Raw genomic sequence first — 23,303 nt, forward strand, 5'->3', positions numbered from 1 at the left:
TGAACATACAATTCCCCCGTGTGTTGCGAACGTGGAGGATAGTAGCAGCGGGCGGCCGCGGCCCGGCGGGGCCTGAGTAGTTCTACTCACTGCGCCGCAGGAGCCGAGCGCACTGAGTAGATGGGCACCTCAGCGCCGAGCTCAGTGCGCCCGCAGTTCAGCGGTGGTCTCGCTCGGCGCGCGGCTGGGCCGATCCGGGGTAGTGCGGAGGTTCAGCGGGTGCACCGATCTCGGGTCGCTCTGCAGCTGCCCGCATCCGCCGGTCGAACTCACGTCGGGAGGCTTGCCAGCTCACCACCGGCAGTACCGCGAGCACATAGGCGTTGTTGAGCGCATGCAGGACTATCGGCAGAACGATGTCGCCGGTTACGAAGTAGACGTACGTGTACGCCACGCCGGACAGGCCGGCGCTCGCGACGCCTACCCACCCCTGGTAGCCGTGCAGCACGGCGAACATGGCCAGCGAGAAGATCACGCTCACCCAGAGGTTCCCGCTGGTCTGCAGAAGCAACGCCGGGATGCCGACACGGAACATCAGCTCTTCGGTGATACCCACCACGATCGAACCGAGCACACCCCGGGTGAACAGTTCCGCGACAGATCGGGGCAGATGAGCGGTGCGTGCCGTCTCGGGGGGACGGAAGAACTCGGTGATCGGGGTGGTCGCCGACCGCGTGTAGTGCCAGACCACGAAGCCGAGGTGTTCCGACTTGCGCACCGTGCGGCGCCAGAGCAGAACAGCTTTCGCCGCAGCCAGCACGAGCCCGGCCGCGACGAGTGCGGTGAGCGGCAATCCCCCGGTGGCGAGCGCCTGGCGCCCCCAGGCCACGGAAGGCCAGTCACCCGCCTTCGCGAGCATCGGCTCGATCTGGTCGCCCGCCAGCCGAAGGATCACGAGGAACGACGCGAGAAAGCCGGCTATCCGCAGAGCGATGCCCGCCACGATCGTGACTTGGCGGCGGGCGAGCGACATACCGGGGCGCAGCCGCACCCAGGTCACCGGGACGATCGACACGACGATCAGGAGGTAGGCGAAGAGGAACTCGGCGTATTCGGGCACCACGGCGCTACCGCCCCCGGTTCTCTTCGCGCATGTCGCCCCCAGCCGAGCGTGAACGTAGTGGCCGAAGGTGAACAGCAGGAAACGCGCTCGGGGTGACTGCGCTTCTGCGGTGCTCGACCGCCCCAGCGTGTCACGACGCATCCATAGTCACCACGTGGCTCACGAGTAGGCCGGCTCGCACGAGAGCGGGCCGGCCTACCGTCAGGGATGCTAGGAGCGCGTGCTCACCCTCGGCGGATCGCACGGCGGCGGTGCAGCATCAGCAGACCGCCGATTCCGAACAGCAGCAGGGCCAAAGCCACCCAAGGGGCAACTGCCGCTCCCGTGTGAGCGAGATCCGCGGCCGACGACGCGGACCCCTGGGCCGATCCCGCGATCGACGACGGCGCGGGGCCGGAACCACCCGTGGCGTCACCTCCCGATGTGCCACCTCCCGTCGTGCCCCCTCCACCGCCGGCGGCAGTCACGGTGATCGCCGCCTCCGCGCTGCGACCCGACGGGCTCGCAGTAGCGACGATGCGGTGAGCGCCGGCGACGGTGTCCGCCGGAATCGTGATGGTCGTCTCGAATGTCCCGTCGGCCGCGACCGTGGCGGTTCCCACCTCGATCGGGTCGCTGTGCAACGTCAAAGTGACGGTATCGCCTTCCGCGAAGCCTGCACCGCTGACGGCCAGCCGGTCGCCGGCTTTCGCCGCGCCATTGCCCAGCTCGATCGACGCCGTCGTCGGGGCGGCGGTGCCTGGGTGCACGGGCGTGACCGTGATCTTGTCGATGTTCGGCGCGTATGCGGAACGGAGCAGGATACCTTTCCACGTGTCCGAGATGTAGCTCGTCCCGTCGAAGTTCGGCTGCTCCTCCGAGCTGAATCGCACGGAGTTCGTTCCCGCGTTCAACTGCACGAACACGGTCTGGTCCCAGAATTCGTTCTGGTGGAACGAGTGTGGGAACAGGACTCGGGTTGCCGGCGCACCGTTCACCGAGATGTCGGCCGGCCGCGCCAGCGGATCGGGGTTGTAGTGCGATGCCGGCGACTGCTCCTGATTCGAGAACCGCACTGTCATCGCGTAGGTGCCGTCGGCGGGGACGGTGACGTTCTGGAACGTCAGCGTATTTCCGTTGCCGGGAGCGCCGCCGACTCCGGTGACCGCCTTGCCGCCGCTGGCCAGCGACAGGTCTGACGCGGTGGCGGTGCCGCTCAAGACGGCGGACTCGGCCTCGTAGCTCGTTCCCGCGAGGTCGTCTCCGCCTGGAGTGACACGCAACCGGTCGAAGGCCAGCGCTCCATCCGTACCGGTGACGGTGATCTTGTTGATGCCGCCCACGAGGAACACGGACTGCGTCGAACTCTCGCCCACGGTGCCGTAGTCGAGGCCGTTCACTGCCACGGAGGCGGTGCCGCCGCCGAACGTGTCGAGGGCGAGGGTGGACTCACCATCAGTCGCCGAGTACACCCAGAAGGTGGCGCTGGCGCCCCGCGCGAGCGACACAACTCCCGCTCCCGATGCGCCGTCCCGGCTGTAGTCGGCGGACGCACCACCACCCAAGGTCGCGTTCTCCGCCTCGTAGATGCGGTCTCCAGCTGCGGGGTTCGCGAGAGACAGGTCGATCTTGTCGAGGATCGTGTCGCCCTTGGTGCTCCTCGTTCCATCGAGGCTTCTCGCCGCCAGTCGAAGAGTGTGCTGTCCGGCGCTGAGTTGAACCGTGGTGTCCGTGTGATCCCACACCACCCACTTGTATCCGAGCGGCATGAAGAGTTCCTGCTCGGCAGTACCGTCGACGGTCAGGAAGATGTTCGGCGGACCCTGTTCCTGCACCAGGTCGTAGGTATTCAGCGAGTTGGCGAAGACGCTCAGGTCGTAGGTACCGTCTTGCGGTACGTCGACGGTGAAGTCGAGTGTCACATCGGAGCCCGTGCGGAGTCCGCCGACGTCATATCCGCCTGAGGTGTAGAACTTCGAGACGTCCGCCGGTGATCCCTCTCGTCCGTTGACGGAGTAGCCGCTTCCCGAGTGCGCCGCGTTCTCGGCCTCGTAACTGTTCTTCCACAGGGTCGGGGAAACCTGGGGCTCGGTGCTGTGGGCTCCGGGGCTGAGGATCACCTGGTACGCGCTCGACTCATCGAGTGCAGGCAAGGAGTTGCCGAAGTCGAAACCGACTGATCCGTCGATGACGGGGAGGTCGAGCTCGGCGACGGTCGCCGGTCCGGAATTGTCGCCGATCTGGCCGCTCCAGTCGATGCGCTGCACGAGGGCGTGCACGGTGTCGCCGAAGATCGACGGATCGACGTTGGCGAACTGGACATATGCGTTGCCTGTGGTGCCGCCGAAGAGAGCTCGCGCCTGCTTGGCGTCCTCGTCGAGGGTGGAGACACCCTGCAGGGTGTAGCTCTGGCCCGGTGTGGGAGGCGTCACCGAAACAGTGTGGCCACTCATCTGGCCGTACGCGTTCAAGAGCCACCACTGGCCGTTGCCCCGGTTCGATTCCACGGCGGAGTCGCTGAGGTTGCCGTCGATGTTCCAGTAAGCGATATCAGCGTCGACCTTCGAGTCTTCGATTCCCGCGATCCACTGGATCATCTGGCCGGGAACGGAGGTGTGGTAGTTGAAGGCATACTCGTCGATGTTGATCGGCAGCTGCGTTCCCGCGTAATCGGTGCCGGCGAAGATGCGCTGCTCCCACCCGCGGTACACCTGCACGTTGGCCTTCAGGCTGGCCGGGTCGCTCAGCTCGTGCCAGGTCATGACTTGGGGAACCGTTCCCGCCTCGACGGTGTGCTCGAGGAATCCCTGGATCTGGCCCCACAGCCGCTCCGTGTTCGGACCGGCGATGCGGGCATCCGGCATCTTCTGCTTGATCATGCGGTATGCGGCATCCCAGGCGGCGAAGTAGTCCGTCGGATCGTCGAGCCAATTGGTGCCGTCATAGCTCCATTCACCCGTTCCGAACATATTGCCCTCGGGCTCGTTGAAGGGAACGAACACGATGTTGTCCTGGTACGACTTGTCGAGGGTGAGAACCTGATCGACCTCGGTCTCCATCTTGGCCATATAGCCCGACAGCTTCTCTTCGGGGGTGGATCCCTCCCATTCGTAGGGGAAGCCGCGGTTGATGTCGGTCATGTAGATGTAGGTGTCGCCATTCGTCGCGTCGGCGAGAGGCTTCACGACCTCGAGGGCGTCAGCGCCGGGATGCTGGGGCCCATCCTGCGCCTTGGTGGCAACCGTGCGCAGCTTCATTCCCTCAATCAAGTTGTCGCTGGGGAGCCCGGGACCGTAGAGGCCGTAGAGAGTTCCGGAGGCGCCACCGTGGAAGGGGCCCGTGTCGGTGCCGAGGTCGATGGTGAGGTCACCCGCGACGATCACGCGAACGGATGCGGTGAGGGCGACGCCCTCGGCCACTCCCTTGACCTGGAAGCTGCCTCGCTGGGCGTACGCCGCTGGGTCGACTGCATCCCAGGTTGCGGGCACGGCTCGATCGAAGCCGTCGCTGAACGACGCCTGAACCGTGGCAGGGAGGGCAGGCGCCGTTCCGGCGGTCGTCGTCAGGGCGAACGACGACTGGGGCACTCCGGTGACGGTGGGAACGCTGCCGCCCACGATGTTCTTCACTTCGTCGGCCGTGAGGGCCGTGTCGTAGACCGCGAAGTCGTCGATCGCACCGGCGAACAGCGGATCGTTGTAGAACGACTTCCCGATGTAGCCCGAGCCAGAAGCACCGGATGCGACGAGCTCGTTCGCTGTGACGTCGGTCGTCGCGGAACCGATCGCGACCCCGTCGAGATACGAGGTGAGCGTGTGGGCTTCGCTGTCGAGCGTGACAGTCACGGTCGACCACTTGCCCGATGGGATCGGTGCGGAACCGGTGACCTTCGCCTCGCCACCGCCGTAATTCGTGGTGACCGCACTACGAACGACGCCGCTGTCATTGCGGGGGGTCGTGAAAAGGTATCTCTGGGTGTTGGTGCCGATGCCGAAGAGCCACTGCCAAGCCGAGGTGTTGTCAGTGAGCTCGATCGTCGCTGAAACCGTGACGCTCTCGGCGGAACCGATCAGGTTCGGGGGGAGCTCCACATAGGTTCCGTTGGAGCTCTGTGCGCCGCCCGGAAACAGGATGGCGCTAGACCCTGATTCCTGGCCCTCGACCACGGTCGCGGCTGAGCCGTTCACGATGGTGGCGTCATTTCCCCGCGTGCTGCGGTCTGTCAGCACCGACGATGAGAGCGGGCTGCCGTCGAAGTCGTAGTGCGCGACGAGGTGGTCGGCCGGTGCCGCCAGCGCGGGGGTCACACCGACGGTGAGAGAGGCAACGGCGAGGGTGGTCGAGCAGACCGCGGCCAGAACAATCGCCGATCTGCGCCTGTGAGAGCGGCCTGGTGAGTCGCCCCGTCGCGGGATGGCATGCGGCATCGTGGAACCCTTCGTCATTGATGGATGCGTGTGCGGCGCGGCCGCAGGGTGCTGCGTGAATTGGATTCACAGGACAGAAAGTACTTTCAGTAGAAGGTAGAGCACCGACCTTTCGTGGGTCAAGAGCGTCTTGTCACGAAGCCTTCAGCGGCGCCAGATTCCGGAATCCAATCGCCCTCTTCGCAACGAATTCGGAGGGCGCGGCGATACCCGGCGAACGAGAAGCCGGTTTCGATGCTCTCGTGCACGCCGTCGGGGGTCGACGTGCGTCCTTCGCACCCCTCCGATCCTTCGCACCCCTCCTATCTGAGGAGTCCGCGCGTGGACCGTTCACCGAGCTGTGCCGGGCTCCCGAGGCACATCGGGCACCGAGTCACGGGAGACCAGATACACGGGCACACGACGCAGACCTGGTGTGGGCTGCCCTCCGATGGCCGAGAAGAGCTCTCGTGCGGCCAAACGGCCGAGATGCTCCAGGTTCATGTCGATGCTGGTGAGCTGCGGGCGCGCGCCCACGACGACCTGCTCCCAATTGTCGAAGCTGACCACGGCGATGTCAGAGGGGATCTCGCGGCTGGCATCGCGTACGGCGTCGAGCACCCCGCGGGCGATCAGGTCGCTGCCTGCGACTATCGCGTCGATCTCGGGATGCGCGGCGAGTATCTCGCGGGTGCCGCGCCGGCCCCACTGCTCGGTCCAGTCACCGTAGAGATCTGCACCTCCGACGAGTTCCATACCCTTGGAGAGAAGGACCTCGGAGACTCCCTGGCTGCGGTCGCGCGCGGCGTCGTAAGAGATCTCGCCGTTGATGAGCGCTATGCGCCGGCGGCCTCGGCCCACGAGGTGGGCGGCGGCCTGTCGTCCGGCGTCGACGTTGTCGGGTGTGAAGGACGAGTCGTCGGTGCGCGCCGAGGGGGCATAGGCATAGACGACGGGAACGGGGATATCGGAGGTGATCGACTCGCGCGAATTGGTCGAGCGGCCCAGTATCACGATGCCATCGACTCGCTTCGCCAACAGCGTTCGAATGTGATGCTGCTCACGCTCGACGTCTCCCCGGGCATCGCAGAGCAGAACCGACGTCGAACCGGCCCCGAAGGCATCCTCCGCCCCCCGAAGCACCGGAAGGACGAAGCGGCTGTCGAGATCGTTGGTCAACATGCCGATCGTCTCTGTTCGGTTCGAGTTCAATGCCTTGGCGAAGGGATTGGGAGTGAACGAGAGTGACGCGGCGGCGGTCTCCACACGGCGTCGCGTCTCTTCCTTCACTTGTGAGCGCCCGTTCAAGGCTTTCGACGCAGTGGCCAGGGAGACGCCAGCCGCCTTGGCGACCTCGCTGAGTGTCACGGTGTCTTTGCGTCGGCCTGGTGCCATCGTCGCCTCCCGGATCCGTGACATTCTTTCACAGCCATGAAACCGGTCTCGATCGCGGCGTGACGAGTCAGCACGCCGATTGAGAGCACTCAATCTGCACCTGTGTCATCGAGATGTTTCTCGCAGCTGTCGTGAAAGGGTAGCTCGCCGAGCTCCGCCGATACTGCCGGAACCCTAGCGCGGCGGGGTGGTGCCGGGCTTGCGAGCGCGGCGGCGCAGGGCGACACCCACCAGGCCCACCAGTACGGCGGCGAGCGCCAGGGCGAACGGCTGCGCGACCGGCTCCGACCCCGTCGCCGCGAGGCGCGCGTCGGCGCCCGTGGTGGCGACATCCGTCGACGAGTTCGGGTGCGTGGGGGCCGGGAGCGCCGCCAGGAACGCGGCCGCGTCGACTCGGCCCGTGCCCACCACATCCGCGTCGGGGATGGTCGGGGTCGGGCTGAACGCCGGCGCCGTCGTGGAGCCGAGGGCCGACCTGAGCTCGGCCGGAGTCGACGTGGGCGAGTACTGGCGACCGAGCGCCACCACCGCGGCCACGGATGGCGCCGCCGCCGAGGTTCCCCAGAAGGAGTAGACGCCGGGGCGGTCGTCGACCGGGCGAGAGCTGCTGAAGAAGTTGGTGAGGATGCGGTCGACCCCCGCGAGATCGGGCTTCGCCACCGAGAGCGGTTCCGCGAACGGCTGCGGCACCGGCGAGACCGACGGGTCGTAGTCGAAGTACTGCGTCACCGGGCCGGCCGAGCTGAAGAGCTCGGCGGTCGTCGGATCGTCCGAGGGCAGCGCGGCCACCGAGACCACCGAGCGCAGACCCGTGTGACCGGAGATCGACAGCCCGACGCGATCGTGGCCGACCGCACCGAAGTACTCCGCGGCCACGATGTCGCTGTGGAACGCCCACACCCACTTGAGTGCGGGAGTGACCTCGGCGGAGGCACCGGCTGAGAGGTCGCGCACGATCGAGAAGTCGTAGTCGCCATCGGTCACGGGCCGGAAGCCGGCCGCCGTGACGGGCAGGTTTCCGTTACCCCGGTCGAGCACAGTCGTCACACCGTGGTCATCGGTGACCGCCAGCACGAACGTGCCCTTCGCGAAGCCGGATGGCTCCGCCCACTGGAGCGCATAGGTCACGGGGGCACTCGTGGCACCGAGAGTCAGAGTGGCTGTGGCATCCGGTGTTCCCGTCTGGTCGAAGTCCATGCAGTCGAACGTGCCCGCACCCATCGCCGTCAGCACGCCCGCCGGGCACGTCGTCGGGCGGTAGGCATCGGTCTGCCAGCCGTTCAGGGCGTAGCCGGCACTCGGGTAGCCCTCGTCGCCGATGTTGTTGTAGTTGCCGGCGCTCGAGAGGTACGTGACGCCCTGCTTCTGCACGGTGTCGATCGCCACCCCCACCGGGCCCTGCTGGAAGAACGGCTCGGTGAACAGGTAGATGTCGTCGACGATCACCGTGGCACCGGCCGCCTTCAACGCGAGGATCGCGTCGTGCATGGTGAGCTCGTCGATGCCGACGGTGGCGAAGGCGATCGTCGCACCCGGGGCGATGCTGTGCACGACCTGCGCCATCCCACGGCCTTCGTCGACCGTGGTCTCGGGGAGGTTGTCGCTGACGACGGTCACCGGCTGCTCGTAGCCGCACGGGTTGCCCGGGCCGGGCAGCAGCCCCGCGGCGACATCCTGCGCGGGGGTCGAGTGCGCTGTCGGACTCGTGGCGTAGGAGTCGGAGATGATGCCCACGGTCACACCGGTGCCGTCGACGCCGTAGGTGGCGGCCGCGAGGTCGGCGCGGAGGGGAGCCTGGCCCACGGCCTCGACCGTGCGGCAGGTCGGTGCGGCGACCGACGGGGTCGCGGCGGCGGATGTCAGGCCGGCCGACGCACCGGCCGGGTTCGCGGCCGTGGTGAGGGCCGGAGTGAGGGCCGGAGTGACTGCAGTGGCGAGCTCGCTCGCGAGGGCCGACGAGGCCGGGGCACCCGCATCCGCCGCCGTGCCCGCCTTGAGCGCCTCGGTGACGGATGCGACCCGCGGGAGCGCCGCGACCGCATCGAGGTTCGACGGCACCACGTAGGCGCTCGCCCGGGCGAGCTCCGACGATGTCGCCACCACGGTCGCCAGCTCAGCCAGCGCCTGGAAGTCGGCGTCATCCGGGCGCTCGGAATAGAGGATCGACACGGCGACACCGCCCTGCTCGACCTGCAGGCTGCCCTGGCCGTCGGCGGCCACGCCCAGTTCGGCGGCGACGGAGTCGGACCCGGGATCGGTGCCCGCGGCGAGATCGGTGAGTGCGTCGAGCCGGTCGGAGAGCCCGGAGATGTCCGCCGTCGGCGCCTCGTTCGCGGGAGGCGGCGATTCGGGATCCGCATGGGCCGTGGTCGGCAGGGCGAGACCTGCCGCCATCAACAGAGCGGTGACGAGCGCCATCGCGGCCGTGCCGCCGGCCGCACGGCCGAGCAGCCCACCTCCGGCGCCACTGCGCCTCCGCCTGGCGTCGGTGCGCGCCGGATCGTGCCTCATCGAGTTCCCCGTTCGTCGCTCGGGGCCCCGCTGATACCCCCGCCCCGCAACGCTATCGAACGCGGTGGCCGGCCGGCATCGTCGTGAGTAGTTCTACGCACTCCCCTGCCGTCCCCGCCCGCGGGTCGGACAGCGCGGGGTTCTACTCAGGCGTTGTGCCGCCCCCGCCGGTGATTGATAGCGTGAGGCCGATTTCAGCGGATGGGGCACGGATGGAGGCACGAATGCGTGCACGGATGGGGGCACGAATGCGTGCACGGATGGGGGCACCGATGCGTGCAGAACGACAGAGTGATCGATCCGGGCCGCGGGTCGTCTCCGCCGGTGCCGTTCTGGCGGTGCTGGTGGGGGCATCCGCTCTCGGCTCGGTGACGGCGGCGAGCGCCGACCCCGCGCCGTCTGCCACGACCGTGCCCGTCAGTTTCGCCGAGGAGAGTGAGCACCCCGGGCGCTTCTATCCCACCGTCGAGATCACGCTCGGCTCGAATCCCGACCCCTACACCGTGGTGCTCGACACGGGGTCGACCGCCCTGGCGATGTCGGTCGACGTGCCCGGGCTGACGGCGACGGATGCCCCGGCCGTGGTGACCTACGACGGTTTCAGCATCGGGGGCACCATCGCGGTGGGCGCGTTCGGCATCGGCGGTGCGACGGCGAGCACCGTCGACCTCGCCGTGGGGCCCTGCACGGGCAACTGCGACTTCGGTGATGCGACGACCTCGGATGGGCGCACCATCCAGGGCGTCCTGGGCGTCGGGCAGGCGCTGCAGACGCAGACCAGTCCCACCACGAGCGACACGTACGCCTGGTTCAGCCCGCTGATGCAGCTCGACGACACCTCTCTCGCCGAGGGCTTCACGCTCGCCCTCACCCCCACCGGCGGCACTCTGACCCTCGGCGCCCCCACCCTCGTCACCGGGCAGGCCGGCGTCACCTCCATCCCTGCGAAGAAGGCCGGCGGATCGGAGGCGGGCACCTACCCCACGCCGCTCGGCTACGACGTGTACGAGAAGCCGTTCACCCTGTGCTGGCAGGTGGAGAGCGTCGCCCCGCTCTGCCAGGCCACGACCGTGGACTCGGGAGCGCCCACCGGTCTGCTCACCGGTTCGCAGTTCGACAGCCTCATCCCGGGGGTCGCCGCCGACCCCTCATCGCTGCCCGCGCAGACCTCGCTCGGCGCGCTGCCGACGGGCACCGCGATCGGCCTCGCCGTCGACGGTGCCACGGGTGGCGACACGGCGGCGGGCAGCACCACCACGGCGTTCGCGACCTGGCTCACCAACAGCTCCACGAGTGAGATGCACCTGTACAACACGATCTCCGACGGGCATCTCAACACCGGAAACATCTTCTTCATCGACCGCACCGTGGGCTACCACTACGAGACCGGCCGCATGCTCGTGCAGTCGAACGGCACGCCTCCGACGCCGCCGGCCACGGTGCAGACGTCGGCGTCCGATGGCGTGCTCTCCGCGGTGTGGGCCGATGTGCAGGACGATGTGCAGGACGATCTCGGCGCTCAGGCATCGATCGTCGCGGTGCCGGCTGCGGCGTCAGCATCCGGAGCGGCATCCGCAGCAGGACCCACAGCAGCATCCGGAGTGGCATCCGGAGTGGCATCCGCAGCAGCGTCAGCATCGGGTGCCGAGCCCACCACCGATCGGCTCGTGCGGGTTCGGGATGCGGCATCCGGAGCCGTGGTGCAGCGCTTCAACCTCCCCGGCAGCGCTACGAGCACCACGATCTCGGGACTCACGAACGGCCGGAGCTACGTCGTCGACATCGCCTCGGCGAACAGGCACGGCTTCAGCGCGTACACCTCGTCGGCGCCCGCCATGCCGAACGCTGCGGCGGTCACCGGCGGCGGCTCCGGCTCCGGCACGAGGCTTGCCGACACGGGACTCGATCTCTCCGGAACGGCCGCGATCGGGCTCGGCCTGCTGGTGATCGCGCTCATCGGCGGCGGATCGCTGCTTGCTCGCCGGCGCTCGGTCTGATTCCTTCTCGGGCACATCCACCCCACAACACGAAAGGCCCGCTCCGGAGGTCCGGGGCGAGCCTTTCGTTGTGAACCCTGAGGGTTGTGAACCCTGAGGTCAGTGCTTGAACGCGTCTTTGACGTTCTCGCCGGCCTTCTTCACGTCGGCGGATGCCTGGTCGGCCTTGCCCTCGGCGACCTTGGAGTCGTCGCCCGTGGCCTTGCCGAATGCTTCCTTGGCCTTGCCCGCTGCGTCCTGCGCCGCGTTCTGGATCTTGTCGCCTGCACTCATGATGAAATCCTTCCTCGTGCCGGGCCGACGGAAGCGGCCCCTTCGTCCACCCTCCCCCTCCCGCCATCGACGGCAAGGGGCTCGGAGGCATTACTCAGCCGAGTTCACCGGGTTGCCGTCGGGGCCGAAGTCGGACTCGATGTCGTACGGGTCGCCGGATGCGGCGCTGTTCGCCTGCTCTTCGTCGGCATTGTCGGCACTGTCGGCACTGTCGCCTCTGTCGCCTCTGTCGGCACTGTCGTCGCCCGCAGGAGTGGTGGAGTCATCGGGCCGGTCGCGTGATTCGCTCATGCTCCATAGTGCGGCGACCCGCTGCTCACCGCCACTGCTCTGGTCTCCGGCACCCCTGATAGGACCTGCCGGCACCGCTCTTGCTGTTCACGGCGACCGTCTACGATTCGCTCCATGACGTCGCCCTCCCCCTCACCCGCACTCGCCCGACGCCTCGGCCTGGGCGATGCCGTGATCATCGGTCTGGGATCGATGATGGGCGCCGGCATCTTCTCGGCCTTCGCCCCCGCCGCGGCCGCTGCCGGCGCCGGACTGCTGATCGGCCTCGTGATCGCCGGCGTGATCGCGGTGTGCAACGCCCTCTCGTCGGCCCAGCTGGCTGCGCAGTACCCGACCTCCGGCGGCACCTACATCTACGGCCGCGAACGGCTCGGCGAGTGGCCGGGCTTCGTGGCCGGCTGGAGCTTCGTGATCGGCAAGACCGCGAGCTGCGCCGCCATGGCCCTCACGGTCGCGGCCTATGCCGCACCCGCGGGGTGGGAGAAGCCGGTGGCGGTCGTGGCCGTCATCGCGCTCGCCACCGTGAACTCGTTCGGCATCACCCGCACCGCGGGCCTGACCCGGGTGATCGTGGTGGTCGTGCTGCTCGTGCTCGCCTTCGTCGTCGTGGTGGGTGCGACGAAGATCGCGTCGACGGGCACAGGTCTGGCGGGCACAGGGCTGGCGAGCACAGGGCTGGCGAATCTCGCCGGTCCGGATGCCGGCAGCTGGTACGGCATCCTGCAGTCGGGCGGGCTGTTGTTCTTCGCCTTCGCCGGCTATGCCCGCATCGCCACCATGGGTGAAGAGGTGAAGAACCCGGCCCGCACGATTCCGCGGGCCATCATCATCGCGCTCTCGATCACGCTCGCGGTCTACGCGGTGGTGGCCGTCATCGTGCTGGCCGTGCTCGGTCCGGAGCAGCTCGCCTCGTCTGCCGCGCCCCTCGTCGACGTCATCACCGGCGCAAGCGGTTCAGGCGGCGCAGGCGTTTCAGGCGGCGCAGACAGCGCAGCGAGCGCCGGGGCCGTGATCGTACGCATCGGTGCCGCCGCCGCAGCCTTGGGCGCCCTGCTCGCCCTGATCGCCGGGGTGGGCCGCACCACCCTCGCCATGGCGCGCAATCGCGACCTCCCCTCGTGGCTGGCGGCCGTTCATCCGGTGCGGCAGGTGCCCATCCACGCCGAGGTGGCGCTGGCCGTCGTGGTGGTGATCCTGGTGCTCACCACCGATCTCCGCGGCGCCATCGGCTTCTCCTCGTTCGGCGTGCTCCTGTACTACCTGGTGGCCAACGCCGCCGCGATCACCCAGCCGCGGGGAACACGGCGGTATCCCCAAGCCGTGCAGGTGGTGGGCGGCCTGGGCTGCCTGGTTCTGGTCGCCACCCTCCCCCTCGCCTCCATCGCGGTCGGGGTGGGAGTGCTCGCCGTCGGAGTCGTCTACCGGCTCATCACCCTCAGGTTCACCCCCGCAGACGGCGATGTCACTAGGGCGGCGAAACGCTAGCCTGTCTAGACTTATCGCGTGACCGATGAGACGGATGTGCGCACCTACTGGTACGACCAGAGCGACCACGAGCGCGGGGTGCAGGTTCTGCAGGCCATGCGCCTCTACCGTTCGGCCGAGGCCGCGATGCGCCGGCGCACCCGTGAGTCGATGCAGATGGGCGAGAACGACCTCCTCGCGCTCCGCTACGTGATCAACGCCCGCCAGCGCGGCACCTCGGTGACGCCCACCGACCTGAGCCACTACCTGGGGGTCAAGACCTCGTCGGTCACCGCCATGATCGACCGTCTCGAAGGCGCGGGGCATCTGCGGCGGGTGCCGAGCCCATCCGATCGCCGGCGTCTCACCGTCGAGCCCACCGACCACGCCGATCGCACGGTGCGCAAGACCCTCGGTGAGATGCACGAGCGCATGCTCGGTGCCACCGACGGGCTCGACGCCGATGCCGCACTGTCGATCGTGGAGTTCCTCGACCGCATGCGCGAAGCCGTGGATGCCATCGACGCGATGCCGGCACCGGATGGTTCGACACCCGAATTGGGGTAGCCCCCATCCGGCCATCCACCCTTTCGGGTGGCCGATTCGACGACTCGCGTTCACACGCTCTCGATAGCCTCGGATTGATCCGGTGCGCCCCGTTTCCCACCCGGCGCACCGGATCAGCTCAGCCACGGCGGCCGGCGACGAGCCGATCTTCCGCGCGCGGAAATCGCCCTCGATCGCCGACAGTCAGGATGCTTCTCCATGACCGAAACCGTCACCCCGTACGGAGCCCGCAAGTTCGGGAGTCGCCGCGCCCGCCCGGTGATCGTGGGTGTCTATGCCGGCGCCGGTGGATGGCAGACACCCGAGCACAAGGGGCGCCTGACCCGCGAGACCGCCGAAGACCTGCGCACGCTCGGATTCACGATGGTGCGGGTGAAGTGGCGCTGGCGCACTCACGAGATCATCATCCGGCGGTACCTGGGATGACCGCACCCGCGCCGGAGGAGACACCCCAGGCCACGCCGAAGCGGCGCCGGGAGCAGATCGACTACGTGATGTACGCGCTGTACGGGATCGGCGGGCTGATGGCCGGATTCCTGGTGTGGTGGACGCTCGACTCGGTGGGCTGACGGCGGACTGATGGCGGGCTGACCGTGGACTGACCGTGGGCTGACGGCGGGCCGACCGTGGCTCGTGCCTCGTTTTGGGGGGTCATCACCTGTCGATGCAGCGAACCCCTGAACGATACGATCGCATTGATCCGGTGCGCCCCGTCACCCACCCGGCGCACCGGATCGACGTCTTCCCCGGGGTCAGGACACGCGGTCGGAATACGCGGTCAGAACGCCCGGCCAGGACACCCGGCCAGGGCGCTTGGGCCGCCCACTTGGGCGATCCGCCCGGAAGGCGTAGGTTCGCCCGTATGACCGTGTGGGTGATTCTGGATGTCACGGAGTGGAGCCGAGACATCGTGGGCGTCTTCGCCTCTCGGGATGCCGCCATCCAAGCCATGGACCGGATGACCTCGTGGGCCTTCAGCCTGGAGGAGTGGGAAGTCGAGACCTCGGGGGCGAGGCCCGGCGCGGTGCTACCAGCGACCTCGTGACGACGACGCGTTCTGCGGCTCGTCGACCGGCTCGTCGATCAGGCGCAGGTCACCGTCATTCGCATTGACGATCAGCTGCCGGATCCAGGTGCGGTTGAGCTCGGCGGGCCGGCTGCCGTAGAAGTGGAAATGGATCATGGATGCCGGACTGATCCAGAGCGAGTGACGGCCGCTGCCCTCTTCGACGTTCACCTGCCAGGAGAACGAGAAGGATTCGTTGCGGCGCAGTTTGGCGAACATCGCCACCTTGACGTGGGCGAGCGCTCGGTCGTCGATCTCGACCTCGTAACCACCGGGTGCCCCGTAGATGAATTTACCCACCACTGTTCCCTCGATCGTATCCCGGTTAACTAGATCATCTAGCAAATGTGTTCGGTCTCCAAATCCCCGCGCGACCCCCGTGCGGTTGTGCGCGAAGGGGAATAGCTTCGGTCGTATGAGCCACAACATCGATGACACGGATGCCCGCCCCGATCCCGAAGACCTGCCCGACGGATCGGGGTCCGACGGCACCGACTCCGACAGCACCGACTCCGGCAGCGAGGCCGACACCGCATCGGGCGGACCGGCCGACAAGGAGTGACGCCGGGAGATCGACTGCTGTAGCCTGGGCGGGCGGTGTCGCAGGGGTTCTGCGGACGACATCCGCTGAACCAGGGGGAAATCTGTGTCAACTCACGCCACACGCCGTGTCATCGCGGCCATCGCCGCCGTCGCTCTTGCCGGCGGAACCAGCCTCGTCGCGGCGGCACCCGCTTTCGCGGCTCCGGATCCGTTGCCCGGTGGGGCAGCTGCACTCGGAGCTCAGTTCGACATCAATCTGACCCTCGGCGACTACTCCTTCCCCATCGTCAATGAGCAGTCGGGATCGGTATCCGTCGGCAACGACGACGAAGCCGCGTTCAGCGACGACAATGTCACCCTGGCAGACCTGGTGTTCTCCAGCATCACGATCGACTCGGTGACCACCGCCGCCCGCGCCGACAACACGGGCTCGGAGGCGTTCGCTGCCGCCGAGGGCACCGCTCTCAACCTCTTCGGGATCGACGTCCTCGGGCTCGACACGGCCGAGGCCGAGGTCACCTGCCCTGTCGGCGGCTCCCCGCTGGCCCACGTGGTCACCGAGGGCTTCACGATCTTCGGTCAGCCGGTGACCGTCAATGGCGACGGCTCGGTCGACGAGCCGGCTCCGGTGACGCTCGGCAACGACGTGCCGGTGAACGAGAACCCGGCCGACAACGTCGACCTCAGCGGCCTCGTTCTCTCCGTCGACGTGCAGCAGTACCAGTACCAGGGCGCCGATGGCGCACTGGCGGTCTCGCTGGTCGCCGTCGCCTCGGTCAGCGGAACGTTCGAAAGCGTCGAGATCCCGTTCACGACCGCCGCGAGCCTGATCCTGGCCGACGCGATCTGCATTCCTCCCTACGTACCGCTCACGGCCACGGCCATCACGCCGAACAGCGGATCCACCGCCGGCGGCAACACCGTGACGATCAGCGGCGAAGGATTCACGCCGACGACCACGGTGATGTTCGGAACGGCCCCCGCGACCAACATCGTCACGGCCACCGATGGCAAGTCGCTCACCGCCACGGTTCCCGCAGGAGCCGCGGGTCAGACGACCGTGACCATCACGAAGCTCGACCCGGACGCCGTGCCGACGTCGGTGACGCTGGGGTACACCTACGTGGCGCCGGCCGTGCCCATCATCCCCGCCGGTGACGTCACCACCACGCTCGCCGCCACGGGTCTCGACCCGATGCCGCTCGCGGCCGGGTCGGCCGGGGTTCTGGTGCTCGGGCTGCTGGCTCTGATCGCGACCGCGGTCATCCGCCGCCGCACCGCCTGACGCACCAGTCACCACGCATCACCCACCACGCCCCGCTCTCGCGGGTGGTCACATCACGACCGCCCGCGAGAAGCAGGTGCCCCTCATTCGGGTTACAGTGGGGGGATGACGACGACGCCATCCGATCCTGCGACTCCCCCGAAGCCGGCGGAGTCCACGATCGGCGCGCAGGTCGCACCAGGGTCACAGGCCGCACCGGTAGCACAGGTCGCACCGTCAGCACAGCCCGCACCGGCAGCGCAGGCCGCACCGGCAGACGACCCGTTCCGGATCGATGTCGACCGCATCCGGGTGGGCGAGTTCGCCACCCCCGACGAGGGTCGCCACCATCCGAAAGGCCGCTTCTACCGGCCTGAGCTGTACAGCACGAGCGAGAAGATCGGCAGCAGCACCGCCCTGAAGTTCGCGCTCATCGTGGTGCTGCTCGGTGTGGCGGGAGCCTTGATCGCGCTGGCCGCCGGCTCCGGCATCATCCTCTGACGATGACCGGATGCATCCGATGCACCGGATGCACCTGAGGCTGATCTCTCAGGCGCCGACCCCGCGCACGGCCGCGCGCAACACGCGCGCCACCTCTTCGGCGGCGGGCACCAGTTGGGCGGCCGAGCGCTCGTAGGTGTCATCACTGCGACGATAGGGATCGATCACGTCGTCCTCCTCCGCCGACACGGGGACGCCGCTCTGGCCCTTGCGCGAGGCGACCAGGGCCACCACCTCGGCCAGACCCCCGCGGAGCGATCCTCCCCGGGCCGCGGTCTCCGCCAGCTCGGCCTCCGAGAGATCGGCGGAGAGCCGCGCGAACTCACGCAGGGTGAAGGTCACCCCCACCTTGCGCGGGACGAGCTCGACGATCTCGCGCCGGTGACTGCGGGCCATCGCCAGCACGAGGTCGGCTCCCGCCACCATCTGCTCGGTGAGATACCGGGCGCTGTGCGCCGACGGGTCGCCCCCGAAGCGCACGGAGAGCGCGGCGGCCTGCTCCGGCATCCGCTCGCCCTCCCCGGCGAACGTGCCCGCGCTGGAGAACCCGATCGAACCGAGATCGGCGAGCCGGGCCCGCAGCACCTGCTCGGCGAGCGGCGATCGGCAGATGTTTCCGGAGCACACCATCAGCACGGAGAACTCAGGATCAGAGAAGTCGGCCACCCGTCTACGCTACCGGCCCCGGCGTCGCATCCGCCTCCGCCGTGGTGTTGAATAGGCGCGACACGTGTAGCCCTGGGGGGTCCATGACGCTCGACTTCTCCACCCTGCTCATCACGATGAGCTTCGCCATCGCGCCACTCGCGGCCGTGTTCTTCATCGATACCCTGCGCCGGCCTCCGGAGGGCTCCGGGAGGTATTGGGCCCTGGCGTTCCTCTCGGCGCTGCTCTGCTCGATCGCCTATTTCATCAGCGGCCACACCGACGACGTGTGGTGGTCGGTGGCCGCCGGCAACGCCGCCATGGTGTTCACTCTCGGGGCGCTCTGGCTCGGCTGCCGCGCCTTCAATCGGCGGCGCGCCTTCGTGCTGCTCGTCGTGGGGATCACCCTCACGGTGGCGGTGGCATCCGCACTTCCGTCGGCGGAGGGGAGCAAATGGGCGGGCGCGGCCGAGAAGATGCTCGCTCTCGGGCTCTTCTCGGCGCTCGTGGTGGTCGAGTGTCTGCGGCCCCGGCTCCGCGATTTCGCCGGGGCCTGGCTGCTCGCGGCTGTGCTCGCCGTGCACGCCGTGTACGTCGTCGCGCGTTCGGTGACCTACCTGGCGGTCGGCCACGAGCATCCGGTGTTCCTGGTGTGGTTCGGCACGGGGTTCGTGACCGCGATGAACCTGGTACTGGTGCTGCTCGGTGGGCTCGCGACGATCGCCATCCGCATCCAGGCTGCCCGCCGCCCGCTCTCCCGGCGCGATGCCGACGGGCGGCGGCGCCACCTGGAGAATTCGATCGCGTTCCGGCGCCGGGCGAGCGGCCGGCTCGCGGCCCTGCAGAACGACGGCCAGGGCGCGGTGCTGGTGGTGCTGGCGATCGACCTCTTCCCTCAACTGCGCGGGGCCTACGGGGCCGCCCATGCCACGGGACTGCAGGAGAGCCTCGCCCGCGCGGTGATCACGCATGCGCACTCCGACGCGGTGGTCGGCAGGCTCCTGGGCGACGCCATCGCTGCGCTTCTTCCGTCCAGCCCCGATGGTGTGGCCTCGGCGCGCGGCTTCGCCGAGGCCGTTCAGGCCGAGTACGCGGCCGAGAACCGATCGGCCGCGGCGACGGCCGTGAGCGCCGGTATCGCGGCCGCACACACCCGAGGGCCGGAGCACACGCTCGATCTCGACCTACTCGTCGACGCGGCCTGCGACGCTCTCGTCTTCGATGCCGAGGCCGGGCTCGGCCGCATCCGGGTCGCTGCCATCTGAGGGCGGCGATGACGTCGCCGCATCGCGCGCCACCTTCATCTCGCGCAGCATCGCCACCGTGGCCTCCACGTCGTAGTCGGGGTCGACCTCGAGGAAGCGCTGCAGGATGGCCACGAGCGCGATGGCCGGAAGCGCCCAGTCGGGGTCGTCCGAGGCGATGGTGGCCGGCCCGCGGTAGCTCGCGTCGACGATTCCCGGATTGCCGAGGTGGCGCAGCCCGAGCCCCTCGACCACCGCGGAGATCACCACGGCGTAGGGCCGGTAGTCGCCGTTCCATTCCGCGCGCAGTCGATAGCCCAGGATGGTGGAGAACCAGCCGTGGAACTCGGCCATCCGCTCGATGAACTCATCGCTGCCGTCGCGGAGGGCCTTCTCGATCTGTTCGCGCGCCGACCATTCGAGGTGGCTGAGCAGCGTGGCCGAAAGGCCCACGTACGACTGCCACGACACCGACGCGATGACGGCACGGTAGTTGTGCTCGAGGGCGACGCGGATCACCTCGAACATCACCCGCTCGCGGTCGGCCTGCACGCTCAACCGATCGAGGTTCTCGAAGAGGATGCGCTGGCTCAATTCGAGCGTCTCGCCGTCGGCCAGTTTGTTGGAGGTCTCGCTCGCGATCTCGATGAGGAGATCGGTGATGAACGCCTCTTTGGAGTCCCACAGGCGGTAGGTCGAGCTACGCGGAACCCCGGCCTCGCGGATGAGGTCGTCCATCACGATGTGCTCGAAGCCGATGGTGAGCCCGATGCCCTCCACACGGTCGAGAGCCACATCGAGAACGCGCCGGCGTACCTCGGACGCTCGGATGCGCGACCGCCGCTGGTGCGGATCGCTCTCTTCGAAAGCCTCGGACATGACACCCCCACAGCAGTTTCACACGGCACCTGATCACGGGTTCGACAGGTGTCTCGATTCACCCCAGAGTAATGAATCGGCGACGAGCATGGGACACCGCCGGGAGAATGGCGGCTCGCGCGGCTCAGGCCAGGCGGTTGATGTCGAACTGGATGAGCAGCTCGTCGCCGTGCACCTGCTCGGTGGCCGTGCGGAACATGAGCCGTGTCATCCGGATGAACGGCAGCACGTCGGAACGCAGCGCCCGCACGTCGTCGCCCGCCGAGCGCACCATGCCGAAACGGTCGTCGTCACCCTCGATGAGCTCCAGGATGATCGATCCGGGAACGATGTGGGGCGACGTCGCGAGGGCGCTCACGAGAGCCCGGACCGTGGCCCTGTCGTCCTCGTGCAACCGTGGCGACAGGCCGCTCTCGTCGATCAGCACGTCGGCGTGATCGCCCAGCGAATCGCTCTGCTGCCCGCGCGCCACGGCGTGCTGAAGGGTGTGGGCGAGTTCGGCTGCGCGCACGCGGTCATCGACCGTCAAGGCCCCGGCCTGCCGCACCCGAGCGAGGAACGGCACGATCTCCTCCCGGAGCGATCCGATCGAGCCGAGCACGTCGTGGTCGATGTAGGCGCTGCGGAGCGCCTCGAAATCGCGCTCGCGCGACTCGGCCTGCTCCAGTCGTTCGGCGTAGATTCCGTGCAGCAGCCGCCGCGCGTAGGCCATCGAGCCCAGTCCCAACGCGAGCGGCGGGGCGACGGCCACGAGCACCACGATGGGGAGCGGAATGGGACTCGCACTGAAGCTGGTGAAGTCGTGCAGGGTGGCGAGCACACCGGCCAGCACCGCCGCGATGGTGGTGTACGTGCCGAGCTCGGCCGAGGTGCGGAAGGGGGCGGCCGCCATGAGGGCCAGGCCGATCGTGATGAGCCCCCAGTCATCGCGCACCACGAGATTGGTGCCGAAACAGCTCAGCGAGTTCAGCACCGTGGCCACGGCGATGAGCGCGTAGGCGGTGGCGAAGCGATCGCTGGTGACCCCGAGGTCGAAGCGGTAGGCGCTGCGCACGAACAGGGCGAAGCCCGCCACCAGGGCCACCAGGGCCGCGATCGCCAGCGGCCAGGAGGCGATCTGCGGAACGGTGACGATGGTGAGGCACACCGCGCAGATGATGGCGACGACCGCCACCACCACGAGGAAGCCGCGCGCGCTGATCGAGGCGAGCGGATCGAGCTCGAGGGCCGTCAGCCCACGGGGCGGGCGCACCACCCGGGCACCACCGAGGTGGCGGGGCACCTCGAGCGGTCGCGCATCCGAGGCGCTCATGACGCCGCCGCCGGAACGGTGACGAAGATGGCGGTGCCGGCACCGGGGCGCGACCAGATCTGCACCGAGCCGCCCACCTCCACGATGGTCTCGACCACGGTCATGCGGAGGCCGACGGTGTCGTCGCCCGTGGCGTTCACGTCGAAGCCGACACCGGCATCCGACACCATCACGCTGAGTTCGGGCGGACTCGACATCACCGCGATCTCGGCGTCGCGCACGCCGGAGTGCTGGCTAACGTTGTCGAGGCACTCGACGAGGGCGCGTTCGAGGTTGCGGGTGACCGCCGCGTTCAGATCGTTGACGGCCTCGACATCACCGGTGACGCGGATGTGCAGTCCCTTGCCCTCCGCGTCGCGAACGACTCCGAGGAGCGAGGGCACCGAGGCCAGCTTGCGGGTGGTGGAGTCGTTGACTCCGGGCTCGTCGAGCACGAGGCGCACATCGGCGAAGTTGGCGAGATCGCGGTCGATCGACTGCAGGAGCTCGGCACCGAGCGGGCCGGGATCCGTGGAGGCCAACGCCCGGAGGTCGACGAGCACGGTGTCGTTCAGCCAGGTCGCGGCCCGCGCGTCGAAGCGGCCGAGCGCCACATCGCGCTCCTCGGCGAGCGCCACCTCGGCCATCATGGCGGTGCCCCGTGCGGCCTCGCGACGGCCGAACCACAGCGCCGACATCAAGAGCGCCAGTGCGATGTACGAGGCGACGACGGGAACGTCGACGGCGAGCGACATCCCCTGGCTGAACGCCGCCAGTTGCACGAGGCCCGGGCCGGCCACGAGGGCGAGTGTGCCCAGTGCGAGGCCCTTGCCGAGCGACCGGGCCGAGATACCCACCACGAGCACCGCGAACTCGGGCATCGAGAGGAGCACGTAGTCGCTCGAGGGGAAGGGCCCCGGGCCCCGCATCGTGACGGCGGTGACGATGACGGTGTAGCCGGAGAGGGCGGCGCACGCCACCAGGGTGAACAGCACGGCGCGCACGAACGTCCGGGCCCGCAGAGCGAGCACCACCGCGACCCCCACCACCACGAGACCGGCGAGAGCCAGCACGATGTCGGTTTGCCCCGTCACAGGAATGAAGAGGAAGTCGATGAGGAACGTGGCGGCGAGGAACACGCACGCGAGCCAGGTGCCGGCTCTGGCGAGCGCATGACTCGTGGCCACGCCCTCGACATCCGCCGCTATCTGAAGTGTCACCCACGCCCCTTTGAGGAGTGTCACCCGCACCCCTGTGGCGATTTTATGCCAGGTAGCCGTCTTCGGCTGCGCGCAGCATCAGATCCTGCTTCTTGTCGGCGAGGCGGCCCTCCGAGGCGTACTGCTCACGCACCCGCTCGAGCGCGTTCTTCACGGCCTGGATGTTCGTGCCGAGGATCATCGCCACCTCGACGGGGCTGTGGCCCGAGGCGTAGAGCCGAAGGGTCTCCTCCTCGTCCTCCGTGAAGCGGATGCTCGACGCCGCGATCGCCGAGGCGTGGTGCCCCGGAAGGTCGTCCCAGCCGGACGTGCTCCGTGCGGCCCCCACGCCGAGCACACCGCGCACGGTCTCGACAAGCCGGGCAGCCGGCTGCGCCTTGGACACGAAGGCGGATGCGCCTGCGCCCAGCACCCGGGAGATCGTCTCAGGCGAGTCGAGGGCGCTCATCACCACCACCACGCTGCCGACCGAGCGGCAGATGCGGATGCGGGTCTCCACCGAGATCGGCTCGCGCAGCTGCAGGTCCATGATCACCACGTCGGGCGGGAAGGCCGGGTCGCGCGCCAGGTCGACCCAGCTGGTGGCGCGCACGGTCACCTGCAGGTCGTCGGCGTGACCATCGATCCAGGTGCACAGACCATCGAGCACGAGCTCGTGGTCATCGACCACTCCCACCGTGTGCGGTGCCCCGCCCCGCGCGCTC

Annotated in this window: 22 protein-coding genes; 10 read left to right on the top strand and 12 right to left on the bottom strand. The window is 68.4% G+C overall.

Going from position 1 to position 23,303, the window contains the following annotated elements; all coding sequences use genetic code 11:
- Window positions 1-157: 157 nt before the first annotated feature.
- From EPO52_RS00050 to EPO52_RS00065, 4 genes are all read right to left on the bottom strand, one after another.
- Entirely contained in the window at window positions 158-1,204 is a 1,047-nt protein-coding gene (locus EPO52_RS00050) for a CPBP family intramembrane glutamic endopeptidase (protein WP_290800371.1), read from the bottom strand.
- Between the two features lie 83 nt (window positions 1,205-1,287).
- A complete protein-coding gene (locus EPO52_RS00055) occupies window positions 1,288-5,349 on the bottom strand; it encodes a LamG-like jellyroll fold domain-containing protein (RefSeq protein ID WP_290800373.1) in 4,062 nt (1,353 codons plus the stop codon).
- A gap of 450 nt (window positions 5,350-5,799) precedes the next feature.
- Entirely contained in the window at window positions 5,800-6,936 is a 1,137-nt protein-coding gene (locus EPO52_RS00060; RefSeq protein ID WP_290800374.1) for a LacI family DNA-binding transcriptional regulator, read from the bottom strand.
- Window positions 6,937-7,017: 81 nt separating this feature from the next.
- Complete coding sequence (locus tag EPO52_RS00065; protein ID WP_290800376.1) at window positions 7,018-9,354, bottom strand: S8 family serine peptidase; 2,337 nt, start codon at window positions 9,352-9,354, stop codon at window positions 7,018-7,020.
- 272 nt (window positions 9,355-9,626) lie between these two features.
- Between EPO52_RS00065 and EPO52_RS00070 the strand changes: the two genes are divergently transcribed.
- Entirely contained in the window at window positions 9,627-11,351 is a 1,725-nt protein-coding gene (locus tag EPO52_RS00070) for a hypothetical protein (protein WP_290800377.1), read from the top strand.
- Between the two features lie 99 nt (window positions 11,352-11,450).
- Here EPO52_RS00070 and EPO52_RS00075 read toward each other — a convergent pair whose 3' ends face one another.
- Together EPO52_RS00075 and EPO52_RS00080 are read right to left on the bottom strand one after the other, a co-directional pair.
- On the bottom strand, window positions 11,451-11,624 hold the full coding sequence (locus EPO52_RS00075) for a CsbD family protein (protein ID WP_290800379.1): 174 nt from the start codon (window positions 11,622-11,624) through the stop codon (window positions 11,451-11,453).
- A 90-nt stretch (window positions 11,625-11,714) separates the two neighbouring features.
- Complete coding sequence (locus EPO52_RS00080; protein WP_290800381.1) at window positions 11,715-11,915, bottom strand: hypothetical protein; 201 nt, start codon at window positions 11,913-11,915, stop codon at window positions 11,715-11,717.
- A gap of 114 nt (window positions 11,916-12,029) precedes the next feature.
- Between EPO52_RS00080 and EPO52_RS00085 the strand changes: the two genes are divergently transcribed.
- The 5 genes from EPO52_RS00085 (at window position 12,030) to EPO52_RS00105 (ending at window position 14,991) form a co-directional block, all read left to right on the top strand.
- The gene (locus EPO52_RS00085) at window positions 12,030-13,400 is read left to right on the top strand and encodes an APC family permease (RefSeq protein ID WP_290800382.1); all 1,371 of its coding nucleotides are present in this window, start codon (window positions 12,030-12,032) and stop codon (window positions 13,398-13,400) included.
- An 18-nt stretch (window positions 13,401-13,418) separates the two neighbouring features.
- The gene (locus EPO52_RS00090) at window positions 13,419-13,946 is read left to right on the top strand and encodes a MarR family transcriptional regulator (RefSeq protein ID WP_290800384.1); all 528 of its coding nucleotides are present in this window, start codon (window positions 13,419-13,421) and stop codon (window positions 13,944-13,946) included.
- A gap of 198 nt (window positions 13,947-14,144) precedes the next feature.
- On the top strand, window positions 14,145-14,372 hold the full coding sequence (locus EPO52_RS00095) for a hypothetical protein (protein ID WP_290800385.1): 228 nt from the start codon (window positions 14,145-14,147) through the stop codon (window positions 14,370-14,372).
- The gene (locus EPO52_RS00100; RefSeq protein ID WP_290800387.1) at window positions 14,369-14,515 is read left to right on the top strand and encodes a hypothetical protein; all 147 of its coding nucleotides are present in this window, start codon (window positions 14,369-14,371) and stop codon (window positions 14,513-14,515) included. Before EPO52_RS00095 ends, EPO52_RS00100 begins: the two co-directional genes overlap by 4 nt.
- Before the next feature lie 293 nt (window positions 14,516-14,808).
- A complete protein-coding gene (locus EPO52_RS00105) occupies window positions 14,809-14,991 on the top strand; it encodes a hypothetical protein (protein WP_290800388.1) in 183 nt (60 codons plus the stop codon).
- Here EPO52_RS00105 and EPO52_RS00110 read toward each other — a convergent pair.
- Window positions 14,974-15,312 carry an ATP-dependent DNA ligase gene (locus EPO52_RS00110; protein ID WP_290800389.1) on the bottom strand — a complete coding sequence of 113 codons (339 nt, stop codon included), beginning with the start codon at window positions 15,310-15,312 and terminating at the stop codon, window positions 14,974-14,976. The genes EPO52_RS00105 and EPO52_RS00110 overlap by 18 nt on opposite strands.
- A 115-nt stretch (window positions 15,313-15,427) precedes the next feature.
- Here EPO52_RS00110 and EPO52_RS00115 point away from each other — a divergent pair, with 115 nt between their 5' ends.
- From EPO52_RS00115 to EPO52_RS00125, 3 genes are all read left to right on the top strand, one after another.
- Window positions 15,428-15,574, top strand: a complete 147-nt coding sequence (locus EPO52_RS00115) for a hypothetical protein (RefSeq protein ID WP_290800391.1) — start codon at window positions 15,428-15,430, stop codon at window positions 15,572-15,574.
- A gap of 84 nt (window positions 15,575-15,658) precedes the next feature.
- Window positions 15,659-16,840 (top strand): IPT/TIG domain-containing protein, encoded by a 1,182-nt coding sequence (locus EPO52_RS00120; RefSeq protein WP_290800393.1) that lies wholly within the window; start codon window positions 15,659-15,661, stop codon window positions 16,838-16,840.
- Between the two features lie 105 nt (window positions 16,841-16,945).
- Complete coding sequence (locus tag EPO52_RS00125) at window positions 16,946-17,320, top strand: hypothetical protein (protein WP_290800396.1); 375 nt, start codon at window positions 16,946-16,948, stop codon at window positions 17,318-17,320.
- Window positions 17,321-17,368: 48 nt separating this feature from the next.
- On the opposite strand, the gene EPO52_RS00130 is transcribed toward EPO52_RS00125, so the two are convergent.
- Window positions 17,369-17,986: a low molecular weight phosphatase family protein gene (locus EPO52_RS00130; protein WP_290800398.1), complete on the bottom strand. Its 618-nt coding sequence runs from the start codon at window positions 17,984-17,986 to the stop codon at window positions 17,369-17,371.
- 83 nt (window positions 17,987-18,069) lie between these two features.
- Here EPO52_RS00130 and EPO52_RS00135 point away from each other — a divergent pair, with 83 nt between their 5' ends.
- Window positions 18,070-19,230 carry a diguanylate cyclase gene (locus EPO52_RS00135; RefSeq protein ID WP_290800400.1) on the top strand — a complete coding sequence of 387 codons (1,161 nt, stop codon included), beginning with the start codon at window positions 18,070-18,072 and terminating at the stop codon, window positions 19,228-19,230.
- On the opposite strand, the gene EPO52_RS00140 is transcribed toward EPO52_RS00135, so the two are convergent.
- The 4 genes from EPO52_RS00140 to EPO52_RS00155 all read right to left on the bottom strand — a co-directional run bounded on the left by EPO52_RS00140 (window position 19,150) and on the right by EPO52_RS00155 (window position 23,269).
- Window positions 19,150-20,088: a TetR/AcrR family transcriptional regulator gene (locus EPO52_RS00140; RefSeq protein ID WP_290800402.1), complete on the bottom strand. Its 939-nt coding sequence runs from the start codon at window positions 20,086-20,088 to the stop codon at window positions 19,150-19,152. The two genes, EPO52_RS00135 and EPO52_RS00140, sit on opposite strands and share 81 nt — an antisense overlap.
- Before the next feature lie 124 nt (window positions 20,089-20,212).
- Window positions 20,213-21,400: a hypothetical protein gene (locus EPO52_RS00145; protein WP_290800404.1), complete on the bottom strand. Its 1,188-nt coding sequence runs from the start codon at window positions 21,398-21,400 to the stop codon at window positions 20,213-20,215.
- Complete coding sequence (locus EPO52_RS00150) at window positions 21,397-22,599, bottom strand: ATP-binding protein (protein WP_290800406.1); 1,203 nt, start codon at window positions 22,597-22,599, stop codon at window positions 21,397-21,399. Before EPO52_RS00150 ends, EPO52_RS00145 begins: the two co-directional genes overlap by 4 nt.
- Window positions 22,600-22,642: 43 nt before the next feature.
- The gene (locus tag EPO52_RS00155; RefSeq protein ID WP_290800408.1) at window positions 22,643-23,269 is read right to left on the bottom strand and encodes a response regulator; all 627 of its coding nucleotides are present in this window, start codon (window positions 23,267-23,269) and stop codon (window positions 22,643-22,645) included.
- Window positions 23,270-23,303: the final 34 nt, after the last annotated feature.

This window comes from Herbiconiux sp., from assembly GCF_004297105.1.
In the GTDB taxonomy this organism is placed as follows: Bacteria; Actinomycetota; Actinomycetes; order Actinomycetales; family Microbacteriaceae; genus Herbiconiux.